This window comes from Dyella mobilis, assembly GCF_016904945.1.
GTDB lineage: Bacteria > Pseudomonadota > Gammaproteobacteria > Xanthomonadales > Rhodanobacteraceae > Dyella_B > Dyella_B mobilis.
Genome location: NZ_JADIKF010000039.1, coordinates 1,094,681 through 1,109,265, shown reverse-complemented (window position 1 = coordinate 1,109,265; position 14,585 = coordinate 1,094,681). Strand labels below are relative to the sequence as shown.

Genomic DNA, 14,585 nt, shown 5'->3' with positions numbered 1-14,585 from the left:
GCGTCCCGCAAAGAATCATCAAAAGCTGAATTAGTCACACATCTGCGCGATGATGGGCGGGCTTTCCAACAAGAAAAACGGATCTGCTGCATGAAACCCCTGGCCCGCCTGCTGCTCTGCTCGCTCGTCACCCTTGCTGCCGGTTGCAGCACTTTTCATCACGCCGCCACCGCGCCGGCGCCCGAAACCAAGGCCGAACAGGCCAAGGCCGCCGCGACCACTCCGCTGCTGCTGATCTCGATCGATGCCTTCCGAGCGGATTACATCAACCGCGGTTTGACGCCCACGCTGCAACAAATGGCAGCCACCGGCGTGCATGCCGATTCGATGCAGCCATCTTTCCCCTCGCTCACCTTCCCCAATCACTACGCCATCGTTACCGGACTGGTGCCGGACCACAACGGCATCGTCAACAACACCATGTCCGATCCCGAGCTGGGCAAGTTTTCGCTGAGCGACAACAAGGCCGTGAGCAATGGCGCGTGGTGGGACCAGGGTACGCCGCTGTGGGAAACCGCCGATGCGAACGGCTTGCGCACGGCCAGCATGTTCTGGCCAGGCTCCGCCGCCGACATCCAGGGCAAGCACCCGGATTTCTGGAAGCCTTACGATGGCAAGGTGACAGCCGACCAGCGCGTGGATCAGGTATTGGCGTGGCTGGATCTGCCTGCCGATCAACGCCCCAGTTTCATCACTCTGTATTTTGACGCTGTCGATCACGCCGGCCACAAAGCCGGCCCCGACTCCCCGCAAGTCAACCAGGCCCTGCGCGATACCGACGCCGCAATCGCGCGCCTGGTCGATGGCCTGCGCCAACGCGGCTTGTACGACAAGACCAACATCATCGTGCTGGCCGATCACGGCATGGCAAGCGTACCCGCAGGCAACAACATCCTGATCGACAAGCTGATCAAGATGGACGACGTGCAGGAAGTCAATCTGGGAACCGTGGCCGGTTTCAATCCCAAGCGCAAACACGATTTCAATGCGATCGAAGAGCAACTCGAACAACCACAGCAGCACGTGCATTGCTGGGACAAGACCCGCATTCCAAAGCGCTTCAACTACGGTTCCAACACGCGCGTACCCCAGTTGGTGTGCCTGGCGGACGTGGGCTGGCGCATTACCACCACGGCGTATCTCGCCAAGCACAAAGGCCCCATGAGCCTGGGCGAGCACGGCTACGACAATGCAGATCCGCTGATGCAGGCGCTGTTTATCGCGCACGGCCCCGCCTTTCAGAGCGGCATCCGCTATCACAGTTTCCCGAATGTGGACGTCTATTCGTTGATGGCGCACGTGCTCAACATTCCGCCGGCCTTCAACGACGGCCGTTTCGAAGACGTGCAAGGCATGCTGAAACCGGCCCCCGCAGCAGCACAGTAAAGTACGTCGGAAACACCATTCCCGGATTCGGACCGGGAATGGTGCGAAAACGCTTGAGCATTGGGCGCATTGCCGCGAAAGTACGCACGTGAGCATCGAACTGCGCCATCTTCGCTATTTCGTCGCCGTCGCCGACACCTTGCATTTCGGCAAGGCGGCCGAACGGCTGGGCATGTCGCAACCGCCGCTCAGCCAGCAGATCCGGCAATTGGAAGAAATGGTCGGTGCACGCCTGCTGACCCGCACCAACCGCCGCGTGGCACTGACCGAGCCCGGTCAGTTGTTTCTGCAGGAAGCACGCGACATCCTGGCCAAGGTGGACCGCGCCACCGAGCTGGCGCAGCGCGCGCAACGCGGCGAACTGGGCGAGCTGCGCATCGGCTTTACGCGCACCGTGCCGCTGTCGCAGGACATACCGCGCGCGATCCTGGCTTTTCGCCAGCAGTTTCCCGCCGTGCATCTGCAACTGGAAGAAATGATGTCACTGCAGCAGATCGACGCCCTGCTCGAGCGCAAGCTGCACATCGGCATTCTTCGCCCCAACGTGCTGCCCCGCTCGCTGGTCTCCAAATGCATGTTCCGCGATCCGCTGGTCGCGGTCTTGCCGGCCGGGCATCCCGCGCTCAAGCGCATCGACGGCCGCGGCAAGCTGCCCGCACGGGTGCTGGCGCAGGAGCCCTTCGTGGTGTTCGCGCGCACGGCCGGCGCAGGTGTCTACGAACACGTGTTTTCGGTGTGCCGCAATGCCGGCTTTGCGCCGCGCATCGCGCAGGAAGCGCGCGAGGCATCCACGATTATCGGCCTGGTCGCGGCAGGATTAGGTGTTTCCATTCTTCCCGCCTCGTGCGGGCACGTGCACGTGGAAGACGTGCACTACATTCCGTTGGCCGATGCCGATGCCACGTCCGAAGTGCACGTGGTGTACCGCGAAGACGAGCGCTCTCCGCTGGTGCCGCGTTTCATCAAGCTGATCGCCACCAACCCGCGCTAGGGTCTCACGGCATGGCTCCCTTGCTCATCGGTGCCGGCGGCGTGAGGATTTGCGGCAGCGGCTGCAAGCGGTAGAGCTTGAGCGCGATCAGCAACCCCGCCAGCACCAGCACGCCAACGAACCACGCCACGCCATTCCAGCCATTCGCCGCGTAGAACAGCCCACCGCTCGCACCGGCAATGCTCGATCCCATGTAATAGCTGAACAGGTACATCGACGATGCCTGCGCCTTGGCCGTTCCGCCGCGCCGTCCCACCCAGCTGCTGACGATGGAGTGTCCGCCGAAAAAGCCGAAGGTGATCGCAACGATGCCCAGGATGATCAGCCACAGCGAGGCCGTCATCGTGCAGGCCGTGCCCAGCAGCATCAGCGCAAACGCCGTCCACAACACTTTGCGCCGCCCAAGCTTGCCGCCCAGGTGTCCCATCCACGCCGAGCTGAAGGTGCCGATCAGGTAAATACCGAAAATCAGGCCGACCACCGTCTGGCTGAGGTTGTAGGGCGGCGCGAGCAAGCGATAGCCAAGATAGTTGTAGACGGTGACAAACGCACCCAGCAGCAAGAAGCCTTCCGCGAACAGCCACGGCAGACCCGGATCGCGAAACATGCCCGTAAAGCGCGCATACAACGCTCGCCACTGCAACGGCTTTGGCTGAAAGTGGCGCGAAGGTGGCAACGATCGCCAGAACACCAGCCCCGAGATCAGCCCGATCACGCCAACGACGGCGACGCCCACGCGCCAGCCGAAGTAGTCGGCGACCACGCCGGAGATCAAGCGTCCGCTCATGCCCCCCACGGCGCTGCCGCTGATGTACAAGCCCATGCCCAGGCCGATCGATTCGGGGTGCATTTCCTCGGTGAGATAAGTCATGGCCACCGCCGGCAGGCCGCTCAAGGTCAGGCCGAGCAAGGTGCGGATAGTCAGCAGGGCATACCAGTTCGGCATGCAGGCGGTAAGCAGGACCAGCACGGCCGAGGAAAGCAGCGATGCCACCATCACCGACTTGCGACCGAAGCTATCGGATACGCCGCCCGCAAAAAGCATGGCAAACGCCAGCACGCCGGTGGTCAACGACAACGACAAGGCACTGGCGGCCGCGCTGACACCGTAGTGCGCGCTGAATTGCGGCATCAGCGGCTGCACGCAGTACAGCAGACCGAACGTGGCCAGTCCGGCGGCGAACAGCGCCAGGTTGGTATGCCGGAAAGCCGGCGTACCGTGACGGATCAAATCGTCATCGGTCCAAGGGACCGGCGTTTTGCTGGCAGGGCTGGTGTCCATGGCGATGTCGTCGAAACGAATGGCACAAGCATAATGGGCAGCCGGGCAACGATCGATAATGCGGCTGGTCCGGCTCGATAGCTGCCGAATATCAATCACGGCCCGGGCGTAACCGCTGCCCGGCCGTGAACCATGGCCACGTCGCGGTTACGCGGCGTCTTCCATCTTTGCCGCCATCGCGTGGCGTATTTCAGTCAGTACCTGGGTTGGAGCCTCAAGATTGGCGTGATGCCCTGCCCCGTGGATCATCAGTGCGCGAGCATGGGCGATGCCTCGTGCGAGTTCACGGTTCAGGTCGTGCACTTCGGCCTGGTCCTCGCTGCCCACCATCAACACCGTCGGCACTTTGATTTCGCCCAGACGTTCCAACGCCGCCGGCTGCGGCGTGCGCTGATCCTGTGCAGCACGTGTGTAGTAGCTGGTTTCGCGCTTGAACAAGTGCGTCGTCATCGCCTCGGTATGCTTCCGTGCCGCGGGATCCACTTCATTCGGCGAACGGCATGGACCATCGGTGAAGGCGCGCAGCGAGCTGTCGATCAAGCCATTCGCATCGAGCGTGCCCAGCGCCTGCAAAAAGGCGCGGGCGGCGGGCGTACTGCTTGCATAGCGACCCCAGTAGCCGGCACCGACGAAGATCAATGCACTGACGCGCTCGGGATACGCAAGGGTGAAATCCAGTGCGATCGCCGCGCCGCCCGAGCAGGCCAGCAATGCGGTACGGCGGATGCCGCGCGCATCGAGCACGGCGGCCAGATCGTCGTGGTGCGCATACGCGCCCGGCTCGATCTCAGACTGGCCAAAGCCGCGTGCGTCGTAACGCAAAACACGATAGGTATCGGCCAAAGCCGCGAACTCCGCGTCCCACTGGCCGCTGTCGACCAGGAAACCATGCAGCATGGTAATGGCCTCGCCGTTGCCGGCTTCTTCGGCGTGTAGCCGCGCGTGGGGAACGTCAATCCAGTGGGTCGTTGTATGGCTCATGTTTATTCCTCGAATTTGCGTGGTAGCGCCTTCCCCCTGCATGCAGAGGGAAGGCGTCGCGAATTAGCGTTTGGCGCTGATCTCACGTGCCTGAACGGCCGGCACGAACACTCGCGATGCATAGCTTTCCGGCTTGTCGCCCACGGCCACGCCGCCGTGAATGCGTGTCTGCTGGATATCGGTAAACATGTAATACGGAAATGGCTTGTCGATGGCGCTGATCGCGTCCAGGCGATCGCGCAACGGCGCCGGCAACGTGAAGGACAGCGCCGCAAGATTTGCATCGAGCTGTTCCAGCTTGGTGGCACCGATGATCACCGAAGCAATGCCCGGCTGGGTTGCCACCCAGTTCAATGCCACGCTCGCCATGCTCTGGCCCGCTTCCTTCGCGACCTGTTCCAGTTCTGCCACGATCTTCCAGTTGCGCGCGGTGAAACGTTCGAAGCCGGGGGCGGCAGTCACCTTGGCCAGGCGTCCCTCGCCTTCCCCGCCCTGCTGGCTGGGCTTGTACTTGCCCGAAAGCATGCCCATCGCCAGCGGACTCCAGGCGGTGATGCCCATGCCCAGGTTCTGCGCCAGCGGTACGTATTCGTGTTCGATGTTGCGCTCGGCCAGCGAGTATTCGAGCTGCATGTTCACCAGCGGCGTCAGCGCATGGGCTTCGGCGTAGGTCTGCGCACGGGCGGCATACCAGGCGGGCACGTCGGACAGGCCGGCGTAGCGGATCTTGCCGGCGCGCACCAGATCGTCGAGCGTGCGCACGACTTCCTCGGCGGGCGTGATGCGGTCCCAGGTGTGCAACAGATAAAGGTCGATGTAGTCGGTGCGCAGGCGGCGCAGCGATCCTTCCACCGCGCGCATGATGTTCTTGCGCCCGTTGCCGCCCGCATTGGGATTGCCGGGCTGCGCGTTGTAGGTGAACTTGGTGGCCAGCACCACGCGGTCGCGCGTGCCGCTTTGCTCGATGAACTGGCCCAGCATGCTTTCGCTGGTGCCTTCGGTGTACAGGTCGGCGGTATCGATGAAGTTGCCGCCTGCCTCAAGGTAACGGTCGAACATGGCACGCGCGGTATCGACGGCGGAGCCCCAGCCCCAATCGTCGCCGAAGGTCATCGTGCCAAGGGAAAGGCGGCTGACGCGCAGGCCGGAACGACCCAGGGTGAAGTATTGATCGAGCGACATGGGGGAACTCCATCAGTGGAAGACGGGGTGCAGTGTGCGCCACGAGATCCTGTTGAAAAACCGTCATTAGCTTGATGCATTTTTTAGTAAAACTAATTAATCTTCAGGCCGGACACCGTTGCCCCGGCACAGCCCGGGACCCGCGAACTCCTGGCACGGCAAAAATCTTGGGCTCGACCCGCGGAGTGTTGAACCATGCGCGACCACTACGCCCTGCGCGCCTTCCGCGCGATTGCCGAACACGGCAGCTTTACCCGGGCCGCGGCCGCGCTCGACGTGACCGCTTCGGCGCTAAGCCAGACGCTGCAACAGTTGGAGAACCAGCTCGGCACGCGCCTGCTGCAACGCACGACCCGTCGCGTCGGCCTCACCGAAGCAGGCCTGGAAATGCTCCACCGCATCACGCCTGCACTGAACGAACTGGACCAGGCGATGGATGCCGTGCGCCAGCATGGCGAGCGGCCACGCGGCACGCTGCGGCTGACGGTGCCTTACGTGGTCTCGCAAACGATCATCGAGCCCATGCTCGGCGAATTCATGGCGCGCTGGCCGGACGTGCAGCTGGATATTCGCGTCGACAATGCGCTCAGCGACCTGATCGCCGAAGGCTTCGATGCCGGCATTCGCCTGGGCGAACGCGTAGAGCGCGACATGGTCGCCGTTCCCATCGGCGGCGCCGTGCGCGCAGTGGTGGTTGGAGCGCCGGCGTATTTCAAACGATTCGGTTATCCCAAGGATCCGAAGGACCTGCAAAACCACTGCTGCATCAAGTTCCGCCTGCCGAGCAGCGGCGCGATCTATCGCTGGGAATTCGCACATCGCGGCGGCCCGCAAAAAGGCCGCTGGTACGAAATGGCCGTTGACGGGAGCCTGACCGTCAACGACATCTCACTGGCGTTGCGCGCCGCCGAAGACGGCCTGGGCATCGCCAATCTGCTGGAAATTTCCGCGCGCCCCGCACTGGATGCGGGGCGTCTGGAAAGCGTGCTTGAAGCCTGGCTGCCGCCGTTCGACGGCTTCTACCTGTACTACCCGAGCCGGTTCCAGGTGCCGCCCAAGCTACGCGTGTTCATCGACTTCATCCGTGAATGGGGTACGCGCGAAGCGGCTGGCCGACATCGTTCCGCCCCTTCTGCAAAGGCTTAGCGGTAACGCCAGTAGCCACCCACCCAAGCGTGGCCATAGCCCCAGTAGCCGGGCACCCACACGCGGGCCGGGCGCGGCGCCACGACGACACAACCCGTTTGCGCCAGCGTGCCGCCGAGCACGGCCAGGGCAATCAGAAAAACAGAAAGATAACGGCGCATGGTGATCTCCTCGTGAGTTGAAACTCACGTCGGAAAACGTCGCCCGGAATCATCGCGATGACGCCGCCAACCTGAACTGATGCCGAGGGTTCAGCCTCATCGTCAGGCCAGTGAAAGCAAGTTCCGCTGCGCGCCCTGGCCAAACGCCGCGTTTGCGCCGGCAAAGTTACGGATTCTCTACGCGCCGGCGCAGAACTTTTATCCGATTTCTATCGCGCTGCCGCCATCCTATGCAGCGCGTCGAACACAAACCAAAAGCAACGACCGTCGATCCATTCCCCTGCCAGACGACCACGTGCAGCAGGCTTGCAGCCGGAAGCCGCCACGCGAGGTAGCGGGCAGCAGCCTTCCGATGACCCGGCTCCGGCTGCAAACCTGCTGCACGTAGTCAATGTACCTGCCGACTCGGCTCACGCCTCGGTAAGTCGTTTCATGGCCATGCGATAACGCGCGGCAATGCGCGCTTCGTCGCGATGCTGAAAATCGCGCACCACCCAGCGGCCGCCCGCCATCACGTGGCGCACCAGCGGCGTATTGCCGGCAAACAGGAAACTGTCCATGGCAGAGCGTTCGTCGCGCGCAGCGAGCAGCGGCGACTCGTGGTCCAGCACGATGAAATCGGCGCGCTGTGCTTCGGCGAGCGAACCTATCGGCAAATCCGCGGCCTGCGCCCCCCCCTTCAATGCAGCCCGCCACAAGGTCTCGCCTACGCTGTCTTCGGCACGTCGTGCTGCAACGTTGCGATGGCGCGTGCTCAGGCGCTGGCCGTATTCCAGCCAGCGCAGCTCTTCCACCGGCGAAATGGAAATGTGCGAGTCCGAACCGATACCCAGCGTGCCTGCCGCATCAAGGTAATGTGCCAGCGGAAACAGCCCATCGCCCAGATTGGCTTCGGTGGTCGGGCACAGCCCGGCGATCGCCCCGCTGCGCGCGAGCTGCGCAGTTTCCGCGTCCGTAAGGTGAGTGGCATGCACCAGGCACCAGCGCTTATCGACCTGCGCGTGGTTGAACAACCATTCCACGGGACGTGCACCGCGGGTGGCGAGGCAGTCCTGCACTTCGCCGATCTGCTCGGCGATGTGGATGTGGATCGGCCCGCTTTTCAGTGCTTCGCTCTCGATGACCTTGCGCCAGATCTGCTCCGGAACGGCACGCAGGGAATGTAGCGCCGCACCCACGCGGAGGTTGTCGTTTTCGAGCTTGCGCAGGCTTGCGAGCAACGACAGATAGCTGTCCACGTCGTGCCCGAAACGGCGTTGGCGCTGCGATAGCGGGCGGCCGTCGAAACCGCCGCTCACGTACAGCACCGGCAGCAAAGTCAGTGCAATGCCCGCTTCGCGTGCCGCTTCGATCAAGGCCAGCGACATCGCTTCCGGTTGCGCGTAGGGTGTACCGTCGGGCTGGTGATGCAGGTAATGGAATTCGCAGACCTGGGTGTAGCCGGCCTTGAGCATCTCCACATAGAGCTGGGCAGCAATGGCTTGCAAAGTTTCCGGGTCGATGCGCGCAGCAAAGCCGTACATGGTTTCGCGCCAGGTCCAGAAGGAGTCGTCGCCTGGGCCGCGGCGCTCGGCCAGGCCTGCCATGGCGCGCTGGAAGGCATGGGAATGGAGATTGGGCATGCCGGGCAGCACCCAGCTGTCCAGAAGCTGGGGCGACTCGGCGGAAGCGGCGGCGATCCTGCCCCGGTCATCCACCGAAAAAGCGGCTTCGCCATGCCATGCCGCTGCTTGCCAAAGATGCCTTGCCTTGAAAGTGTAGACCGCAGGTACGTTGCTCATGAACAATCTCCAAATGGCTTGCGAAGTTTAAGGCAATAGGGATCGAGTATCGCGTTCGCTTCACCTTTCCTGCGGAAGGATGACGATATGGCCAAGAAAAACGAAAACGCGCCCAAGCTCACCTTGCGCTTGGCCACGCCCGCCGACGTGCCAGCCCTGGTCAACCTCACCGCCCGCGTCTACACCGCTGAATGGGGCCATTCGGCAGAAATGCTGCGCTCTCAGCAGACGCATTTTCCCGAAGGCCAGTTCGTCGTCGAATACGAAGGCAACATCGTCGGCTACTGCGCCACTTTCCGCATCGACGAATCGCTGGCCTTGAAGCCGCATACCTGGATGCAGATCACCGGCGGCGGCATGGCTTCGCGGCACAATCCAGACGGCAACTGGCTGTACGGCATGGAAGTGGTAGTGCATCCGGATTACCGCGGCATGCGCATCGGCCAGCGCCTGTACCAGGCGCGCAAGCGATTGTGCATCGACCTGAAACTGCGCGGCATCACCTTCGGTGGGCGCATTCCGGGCTTGGCGCGCAACATCCAGCGCTACGGCAACCCCGAAGCCTATGTGCAGGCGGTGATCGAAGGAAAGCGGCGCGACCCCACGCTCAGCTTCCAACTCGCCAACGATTTCGAATTCATCGGCTTGCTGCGTGCCTATGTGCCGATGGACTACGACTCGCACGGCTACGGTGCGCACCTGGTGTGGCGCAACCCGGCGCTGATGAATCAGCCGGATATCCCATCGGTGAAATCGCCCCAACACCTGCCCGATTCCGTGCGCGTAGCCACGGTGCAGTACCTGCAGAGGCGTATAAAATCCTTCGAGGAATTTGCCACGCACGTGGAGTATTTCACCGATATCGCCGCGGACTACAGTGCGGATTTCGTCACTTTCCCCGAACTCATCACGCTGCAACTGCTGTCGATCGAGAATGAAGAGCTTTCGCCGGTCGAGACCATTCGCAAGCTCAGCCATTACACGCCGCAGGTGAAAGAACTCTTCAGCCGCCTGGCGGTGAGCTACAACATCAATATCGTCGCCGGCTCGCATCCGACCGAGCAGTCGAACGGCGACATCCACAATGTGTGCTACGTGTGCCTGCGCGACGGCTCGATCCACGAGCGCGAAAAGCTGCATCCAACCCCAAGCGAGCGCGTGGTGTGGAACGTCACCGGCGGTGATAGCGCCGCCACCATCCAGACCGACTGCGGCCCGATCGGTGTGATGATCTGCTACGACTCGGAATTTCCGGAAGTGGCCAAGCATCTGGTCGACCAGGGTGCGCTGATTCTGTTCGTGCCCTTTTGTACCGACGTGCGCGAAGGCTATCTGCGCGTGCGCTATTGCTCGCAGGCGCGTGCGATCGAGAACCAGTGCTACGTGGTGCTTTCCGGCAACGTCGGCAATCTGCCGGGCGTGAACAACTTCGACATCCAGTACGGCCAGAGCTGCATCCTGACCCCCAGCGACTTCCCGTTCGCACGCGATGGCATCGCCGCCGATACCACGCCGAATATCGAAACGGTGCTGTTTGCGGATCTGCGCCTGGAAAGCCTGGCGCGGGCGCGCAATGCCGGTGCGGTGCAAAACCTCAAGGACCGACGCTACGACCTGTACGAAACACGGTGGTTGAGCAAGGCGCGGTAATGCCGCGCCCACGCCAGGAGATCACAGGCGCTGCAAGGCCGGCGCGAGGCGATCTGCCATAATCGCGCCATGTCAAACGAGCCCTCCCCCGCCAACGACTCCAACCCGCGGCTGCGGGCCGTACTCGGCCACGAGTTTTTCGCTCCCTACCAATGGAAACGGCGCATCGCCTTGTGGAGCGGCGCGGTACTGGTGGCGCTGGCGGCCATTCTGTTCGCCAAAGCCAGTGACTGGGCTTATGGCCTGTTCCTGCGCATTCTGGCGCACGGTGTCTGGATTCCACTGATCCTCACGCCGATCGTGTTCGGCCTGCTCTCGTGGGTGACAGCTGGAAAGTTGCGCGCAGCGCGCGGCAGCGGCATTCCGCAGGTGATTGCGACGATCCACATCGAAGACCGGGATTTCCGTTCGCGCATGCTTGCCCTGCCCATCGCGGCCAGCAAAATGGCGTTGACCTTGCTTGCGCTGACCGTGGGCGCTTCGATCGGTCGCGAAGGTCCGACCGTACACGTCGGCGCGGGCCTGATGCATTGGCTGGGGCGTCGCTTCGGTTTCACCGACCCTACGTCGTTGTCGCGCTTCATTCTCGCCGGCGGTGCAGCGGGTATCGCCGCGGCATTCAATACGCCACTGGCCGGCGTGGTCTTCGCGATCGAAGAACTCGCTGGCACCTTCGAGCACCGCTTCAGCGGCCTGCTGCTTACCGCAGTGTTCGTCGGCGGCGTGGTATCGCTGGGTCTCCTGGGCAATTACGCCTATTTCGGCACGGTGCAGACCAGCCTGCCGCTCGGAAATGCGTGGCTGGCCGTGCTGGCATGCGGCGTGATCTGCGGCTTGGCCGGGGGCCTGTTCGCACGCCTGATCCTGCTCAGCCGCAGCGGACCGCTGGCGGCCCTCGGGCGTTTGCGCGACCGCTCTCCGGTGTGGTTCGCGGTCGGCTGCGGCCTCGCGCTGGCCGTGCTTGGCGTGCTTTCGCACAACGCCGTCTACGGTACCGGCTACGTGCAGGCGCGCGCTTTCGTGCAGGACGCAGCGGTCACTCCGGGGCACAGTTTTGGTGTGGCGAAACTGCTGGCCAACGTGGTGTCGTATTGGGCCGGCATTCCTGGCGGCATCTTCTCGCCGGCGCTGGCCGTAGGCGCCGGCCTGGGCCACAACATCGCGCAGTTTTTGCCGAATGCTCCCGAAGCGGCAGTGGTGTTGCTCGGCATGAGCGCCTATCTCGCCGGCGTCACTGGCGCGCCGCTCACCTCGGCCGTAATTGCCATGGAACTCACCAACAACCAGGCCATGGTGATACCGATCATGGCCGCCTGTCTGCTGGCTCGTGCCGTTGCATCGACGTTGTGCCCCACGCCGGTCTACAAGGATTTCGCCGAACGCATGATCCGCGACTTCGAGCAAGGGCAAGCCGCCCGCGTCGATGAAGACCAGCAAGATCAGGATCTGGACGAAGCCGCCGACGCCATCAGCGCCTATGGCGAACCGGTAGTGCCCACCCACGTGCCAAGGGATGAATCGAAGTCATGAATTGGGATGTATTGCTGACCAACGCCTCGCTCGCCACCTTTGTCGGCGAAGCCAGCCACGGCTTGATCACCGATGCGGCATTGGCCTGCCTGGATGGGAAGATCGCCTGGGTCGGCGCCATGCGCGACCTGCCGGAGGCGTCGATCGCGACGGCGCGGGAAGTGCACGACCTCGACGGCGCCCTGGTCACCCCGGGCCTGATCGATTGCCACACGCATCTGGTATTCGGCGGCGATCGCGCGCAGGAATTCGACTTGCGCCTCAACGGCGCCAGCTACGAGGAGATCGCCCGTGCCGGCGGCGGCATCGTATCCACCGTGCGCGCTACGCGGCATGCAAGCGAGGATGAACTGCTGGCGCAATCGCTGCCGCGCGCACGCGCGCTATTGGCCGATGGCGTCACCACGCTGGAAATCAAATCGGGATATGGGCTGGATCTGGAAACGGAACGGCGCATGCTGCGCGTGGCACGCCGCATCGGCGAAACGCTGGGCGTGAACGTGCGGACCAGCTTTCTCGGCTTGCATGCCCTGCCTCCGGAATACAAGGAACGGCGCGGCGAGTACGTCGACCTGGTGTGCAACGAGCTGCTGCCCGCGCTGGCCAGCGAAGGCCTGGTCGATGCCGTGGATGCCTTCTGTGAAGGCATCGGTTTCAGCCGTGCGGAAACCCAGCGCGTGTTCGAGCACGCCCAGCAACTGGGTTTGCGCGTGAAGCTGCACGCGGAGCAATTGTCCGATCTCGACGGCGCAGCACTCGTGGCCGAATTCCATGGCCTGTCTGCCGATCATCTCGAATACCTCAGTGACTCAGGCATCCAGGCGATGGCCCGTGCCGGCACGGTGGCGGTACTTTTGCCGGGCGCGTTTTACGCCCTGCGCGAAACCAAGCTGCCGCCGGTCGATGCCCTGCGCTCGCACGGCGTACCCATCGCCATCGCCACCGATTGCAATCCCGGCACCTCTCCCCTGCTTTCGCTGCGGCTGGCGGCCAACATGGCGTGTACCGTGTTCCGCCTGACGCCGGAAGAAGCGCTGCGCGGCATCACCGTGAATGCGGCACGCGCACTAGGGCTGTCCGATCGCGGCGTGCTGGACGTGGGCAAGCGCGCCGATTTCGTGGTGTGGAACGTCAGGCAGCCAGCCGAACTGTGCTACTGGATCGGCGGCGGGCTGGTGCGCCAGGCCTGGCTGGGCGGCGTCGCCCGCTGAAAACAAAAAGCCCCCGGCAAGCGGGGGCTTTTGCGCGGCGAGCTCGAGGCTCAGGCCGACTTTTTCTTCGGCGCGGCGGCCTTCTTCACGGCAGCCGTCTTGGTCACGGTCGCCTTGGCACCAGCCACTGCCGGCTGCGCGGAGTGCGCGCGACTGTTGCCGTAGCTGCCACGATAGGTCTTGCCGCGACGGGTCTTGCGATCGCCCTTACCCATTGGAAACTCCTTAAATCGTAATACGTGTGGACGGTCAGCCATCCTAGCAGTGGCAGGCCAAAGCGCAAGCCGGAGCGGCTCAATGGCGGTGAGAGGCACTCGGCGGATGCGCGCTGCAGCCCGGGGTGCCATCCGGACAATCGCCCGGGTCGATCTGCACCGTGGCATGGCGGATGCCAAAACGCTCCATCAAGGTGCGATTCACGGCGGCCAGGGCTCGCGCGCCTTCCGACTGCTCATGCAGCTCCAGATGTAAAGTGGCCATGCGCGAACCGGAAGCAAGCTGCCAGATGTGCAGATGGTGCACGTCGCGAATGGCGGTGTCCGAACCGCGCAAGGCCGTTTCCACTTCCTGCGTGTCCATGCCTTCGGGAACCCCTTCCAACAGGATGTGGGTTGAGCGACGCAACAGGCTCCAGGCACTGCGCAGAATCAACAGCGACACCAGCAGCGAAAGCACCGGATCGGCCCAGTTCCAACCCATCCAGCGCACCAGCAACGCAGCGGCGATCGCGCCGACGGAACCGAGCAGATCGCCCAGCACGTGCAGGCTGGCCGCGCCGATGTTCACGTCATCGTGCGAATGACCGTGCAGGCTGCGCAGCACGACCAGGTTGACCAGCAGGCCCACGGTTGCCACGCCGAGCATTACCCCGGAAAGGATTTCCACCGGTTTGAACAGGCGTTCGATGGCTTCGTAGGCGATGAAGCCGACCAATACGAATTGCGTCAGCGCATTGACGAAACCGGCCAACACTTCCATGCGCCCATAGCCGTAAGTGCGTCGTGCATCGGCAGGACGCAGCGCCATGCGCGCGGCCAGCAAGGCCAAAATCAGCGCCGCGCAATCGACCAGCATGTGACCGGCATCGGCAATCAGCGCCAGCGAGCCCGACCACCAGCCGCCAGCCACTTCCACCAGCATCATGCTTGCGGTCAGTACGACGGCGATCAGCAATTTGCGTTCGCGGCCAACCGTTCCCGCTTCGTGGGAATGACCATCGTGTTGATCGCAGGCGTGGCTATGCGCGTGATTCATGCGGCAATGCTAGGAAGCTGAGGGGCCGTT

General features: G+C 63.3%; 13 protein-coding genes. 6 read left to right on the top strand and 7 right to left on the bottom strand.

Annotation, left to right across the window (positions count from 1 at the left end; genetic code table 11):
• Nucleotides 1-90 precede the first annotated feature (90 nt).
• On the top strand, nt 91-1,386 hold the full coding sequence (locus ISS99_RS16165) for an alkaline phosphatase family protein (protein ID WP_204632600.1): 1,296 nt from the start codon (nt 91-93) through the stop codon (nt 1,384-1,386).
• An 88-nt stretch (nt 1,387-1,474) separates the two neighbouring features.
• Complete coding sequence (locus ISS99_RS16160) at nt 1,475-2,377, top strand: LysR family transcriptional regulator (protein ID WP_204632599.1); 903 nt, start codon at nt 1,475-1,477, stop codon at nt 2,375-2,377.
• Between the two features lie 4 nt (nt 2,378-2,381).
• Here the strand turns inward: ISS99_RS16160 and ISS99_RS16155 are convergent, their stop codons facing one another.
• From ISS99_RS16155 to ISS99_RS16145, 3 genes are all read right to left on the bottom strand, one after another.
• Entirely contained in the window at nt 2,382-3,659 is a 1,278-nt protein-coding gene (locus ISS99_RS16155; protein WP_204632598.1) for an MFS transporter, read from the bottom strand.
• 147 nt (nt 3,660-3,806) lie between these two features.
• Nucleotides 3,807-4,640 carry an alpha/beta fold hydrolase gene (locus tag ISS99_RS16150; RefSeq protein WP_204632597.1) on the bottom strand — a complete coding sequence of 278 codons (834 nt, stop codon included), beginning with the start codon at nt 4,638-4,640 and terminating at the stop codon, nt 3,807-3,809.
• Nucleotides 4,641-4,703: 63 nt separating this feature from the next.
• Nucleotides 4,704-5,822: an aldo/keto reductase gene (locus ISS99_RS16145; RefSeq protein WP_204632596.1), complete on the bottom strand. Its 1,119-nt coding sequence runs from the start codon at nt 5,820-5,822 to the stop codon at nt 4,704-4,706.
• A gap of 195 nt (nt 5,823-6,017) precedes the next feature.
• On the opposite strand from ISS99_RS16145, the gene ISS99_RS16140 reads away from it, so the two are divergent.
• Nucleotides 6,018-6,968 carry a LysR family transcriptional regulator gene (locus tag ISS99_RS16140; RefSeq protein ID WP_204632595.1) on the top strand — a complete coding sequence of 317 codons (951 nt, stop codon included), beginning with the start codon at nt 6,018-6,020 and terminating at the stop codon, nt 6,966-6,968.
• On the opposite strand, the gene ISS99_RS16135 is transcribed toward ISS99_RS16140, so the two are convergent.
• Nucleotides 6,965-7,129 (bottom strand): hypothetical protein, encoded by a 165-nt coding sequence (locus tag ISS99_RS16135; protein WP_204632594.1) that lies wholly within the window; start codon nt 7,127-7,129, stop codon nt 6,965-6,967. The two genes, ISS99_RS16140 and ISS99_RS16135, sit on opposite strands and share 4 nt — an antisense overlap.
• 410 nt (nt 7,130-7,539) lie before the next feature.
• Complete coding sequence (locus ISS99_RS16130; RefSeq protein ID WP_204632593.1) at nt 7,540-8,910, bottom strand: formimidoylglutamate deiminase; 1,371 nt, start codon at nt 8,908-8,910, stop codon at nt 7,540-7,542.
• An 87-nt stretch (nt 8,911-8,997) separates the two neighbouring features.
• On the opposite strand from ISS99_RS16130, the gene ISS99_RS16125 reads away from it, so the two are divergent.
• From ISS99_RS16125 to hutI, 3 genes are all read left to right on the top strand, one after another.
• Complete coding sequence (locus tag ISS99_RS16125; RefSeq protein WP_204632592.1) at nt 8,998-10,560, top strand: bifunctional GNAT family N-acetyltransferase/carbon-nitrogen hydrolase family protein; 1,563 nt, start codon at nt 8,998-9,000, stop codon at nt 10,558-10,560.
• 69 nt (nt 10,561-10,629) lie between these two features.
• Nucleotides 10,630-12,090, top strand: coding sequence for a chloride channel protein (locus ISS99_RS16120; RefSeq protein ID WP_204632591.1), 1,461 nt, complete (start codon nt 10,630-10,632; stop codon nt 12,088-12,090).
• The gene (gene hutI, locus ISS99_RS16115; RefSeq protein WP_204632590.1) at nt 12,087-13,301 is read left to right on the top strand and encodes an imidazolonepropionase; all 1,215 of its coding nucleotides are present in this window, start codon (nt 12,087-12,089) and stop codon (nt 13,299-13,301) included. Before ISS99_RS16120 ends, hutI begins: the two co-directional genes overlap by 4 nt.
• Before the next feature lie 50 nt (nt 13,302-13,351).
• On the opposite strand, the gene ISS99_RS16110 is transcribed toward hutI, so the two are convergent.
• On the bottom strand, nt 13,352-13,516 hold the full coding sequence (locus ISS99_RS16110; protein ID WP_204632589.1) for a 30S ribosomal protein THX: 165 nt from the start codon (nt 13,514-13,516) through the stop codon (nt 13,352-13,354).
• Between the two features lie 79 nt (nt 13,517-13,595).
• Nucleotides 13,596-14,555, bottom strand: coding sequence for a cation diffusion facilitator family transporter (locus tag ISS99_RS16105; RefSeq protein WP_204632588.1), 960 nt, complete (start codon nt 14,553-14,555; stop codon nt 13,596-13,598).
• Between the last annotated feature and the right edge of the window lie 30 nt (nt 14,556-14,585).

Bases quoted from the DNA above. Each gene is read 5' to 3' on its own strand.
- ISS99_RS16105 (WP_204632588.1), bottom strand. From the start codon at position 14,555: ATGAATCACGCGCATAGCCACGCCTGCGATCAACACGATGGTCATTCC.
- ISS99_RS16125 (WP_204632592.1), top strand. From the start codon at position 8,998: ATGGCCAAGAAAAACGAAAACGCGCCCAAGCTCACCTTGCGCTTGGCC.
- ISS99_RS16155 (WP_204632598.1), bottom strand. From the start codon at position 3,659: ATGGACACCAGCCCTGCCAGCAAAACGCCGGTCCCTTGGACCGATGAC.
- ISS99_RS16150 (WP_204632597.1), bottom strand. From the start codon at position 4,640: ATGAGCCATACAACGACCCACTGGATTGACGTTCCCCACGCGCGGCTA.
- ISS99_RS16120 (WP_204632591.1), top strand. From the start codon at position 10,630: ATGTCAAACGAGCCCTCCCCCGCCAACGACTCCAACCCGCGGCTGCGG.
- ISS99_RS16140 (WP_204632595.1), top strand. From the start codon at position 6,018: ATGCGCGACCACTACGCCCTGCGCGCCTTCCGCGCGATTGCCGAACAC.
- ISS99_RS16135 (WP_204632594.1), bottom strand. From the start codon at position 7,129: ATGCGCCGTTATCTTTCTGTTTTTCTGATTGCCCTGGCCGTGCTCGGC.
- hutI (WP_204632590.1), top strand. From the start codon at position 12,087: ATGAATTGGGATGTATTGCTGACCAACGCCTCGCTCGCCACCTTTGTC.
- ISS99_RS16145 (WP_204632596.1), bottom strand. From the start codon at position 5,822: ATGTCGCTCGATCAATACTTCACCCTGGGTCGTTCCGGCCTGCGCGTC.
- ISS99_RS16165 (WP_204632600.1), top strand. From the start codon at position 91: ATGAAACCCCTGGCCCGCCTGCTGCTCTGCTCGCTCGTCACCCTTGCT.
- ISS99_RS16130 (WP_204632593.1), bottom strand. From the start codon at position 8,910: ATGAGCAACGTACCTGCGGTCTACACTTTCAAGGCAAGGCATCTTTGG.
- ISS99_RS16110 (WP_204632589.1), bottom strand. From the start codon at position 13,516: ATGGGTAAGGGCGATCGCAAGACCCGTCGCGGCAAGACCTATCGTGGC.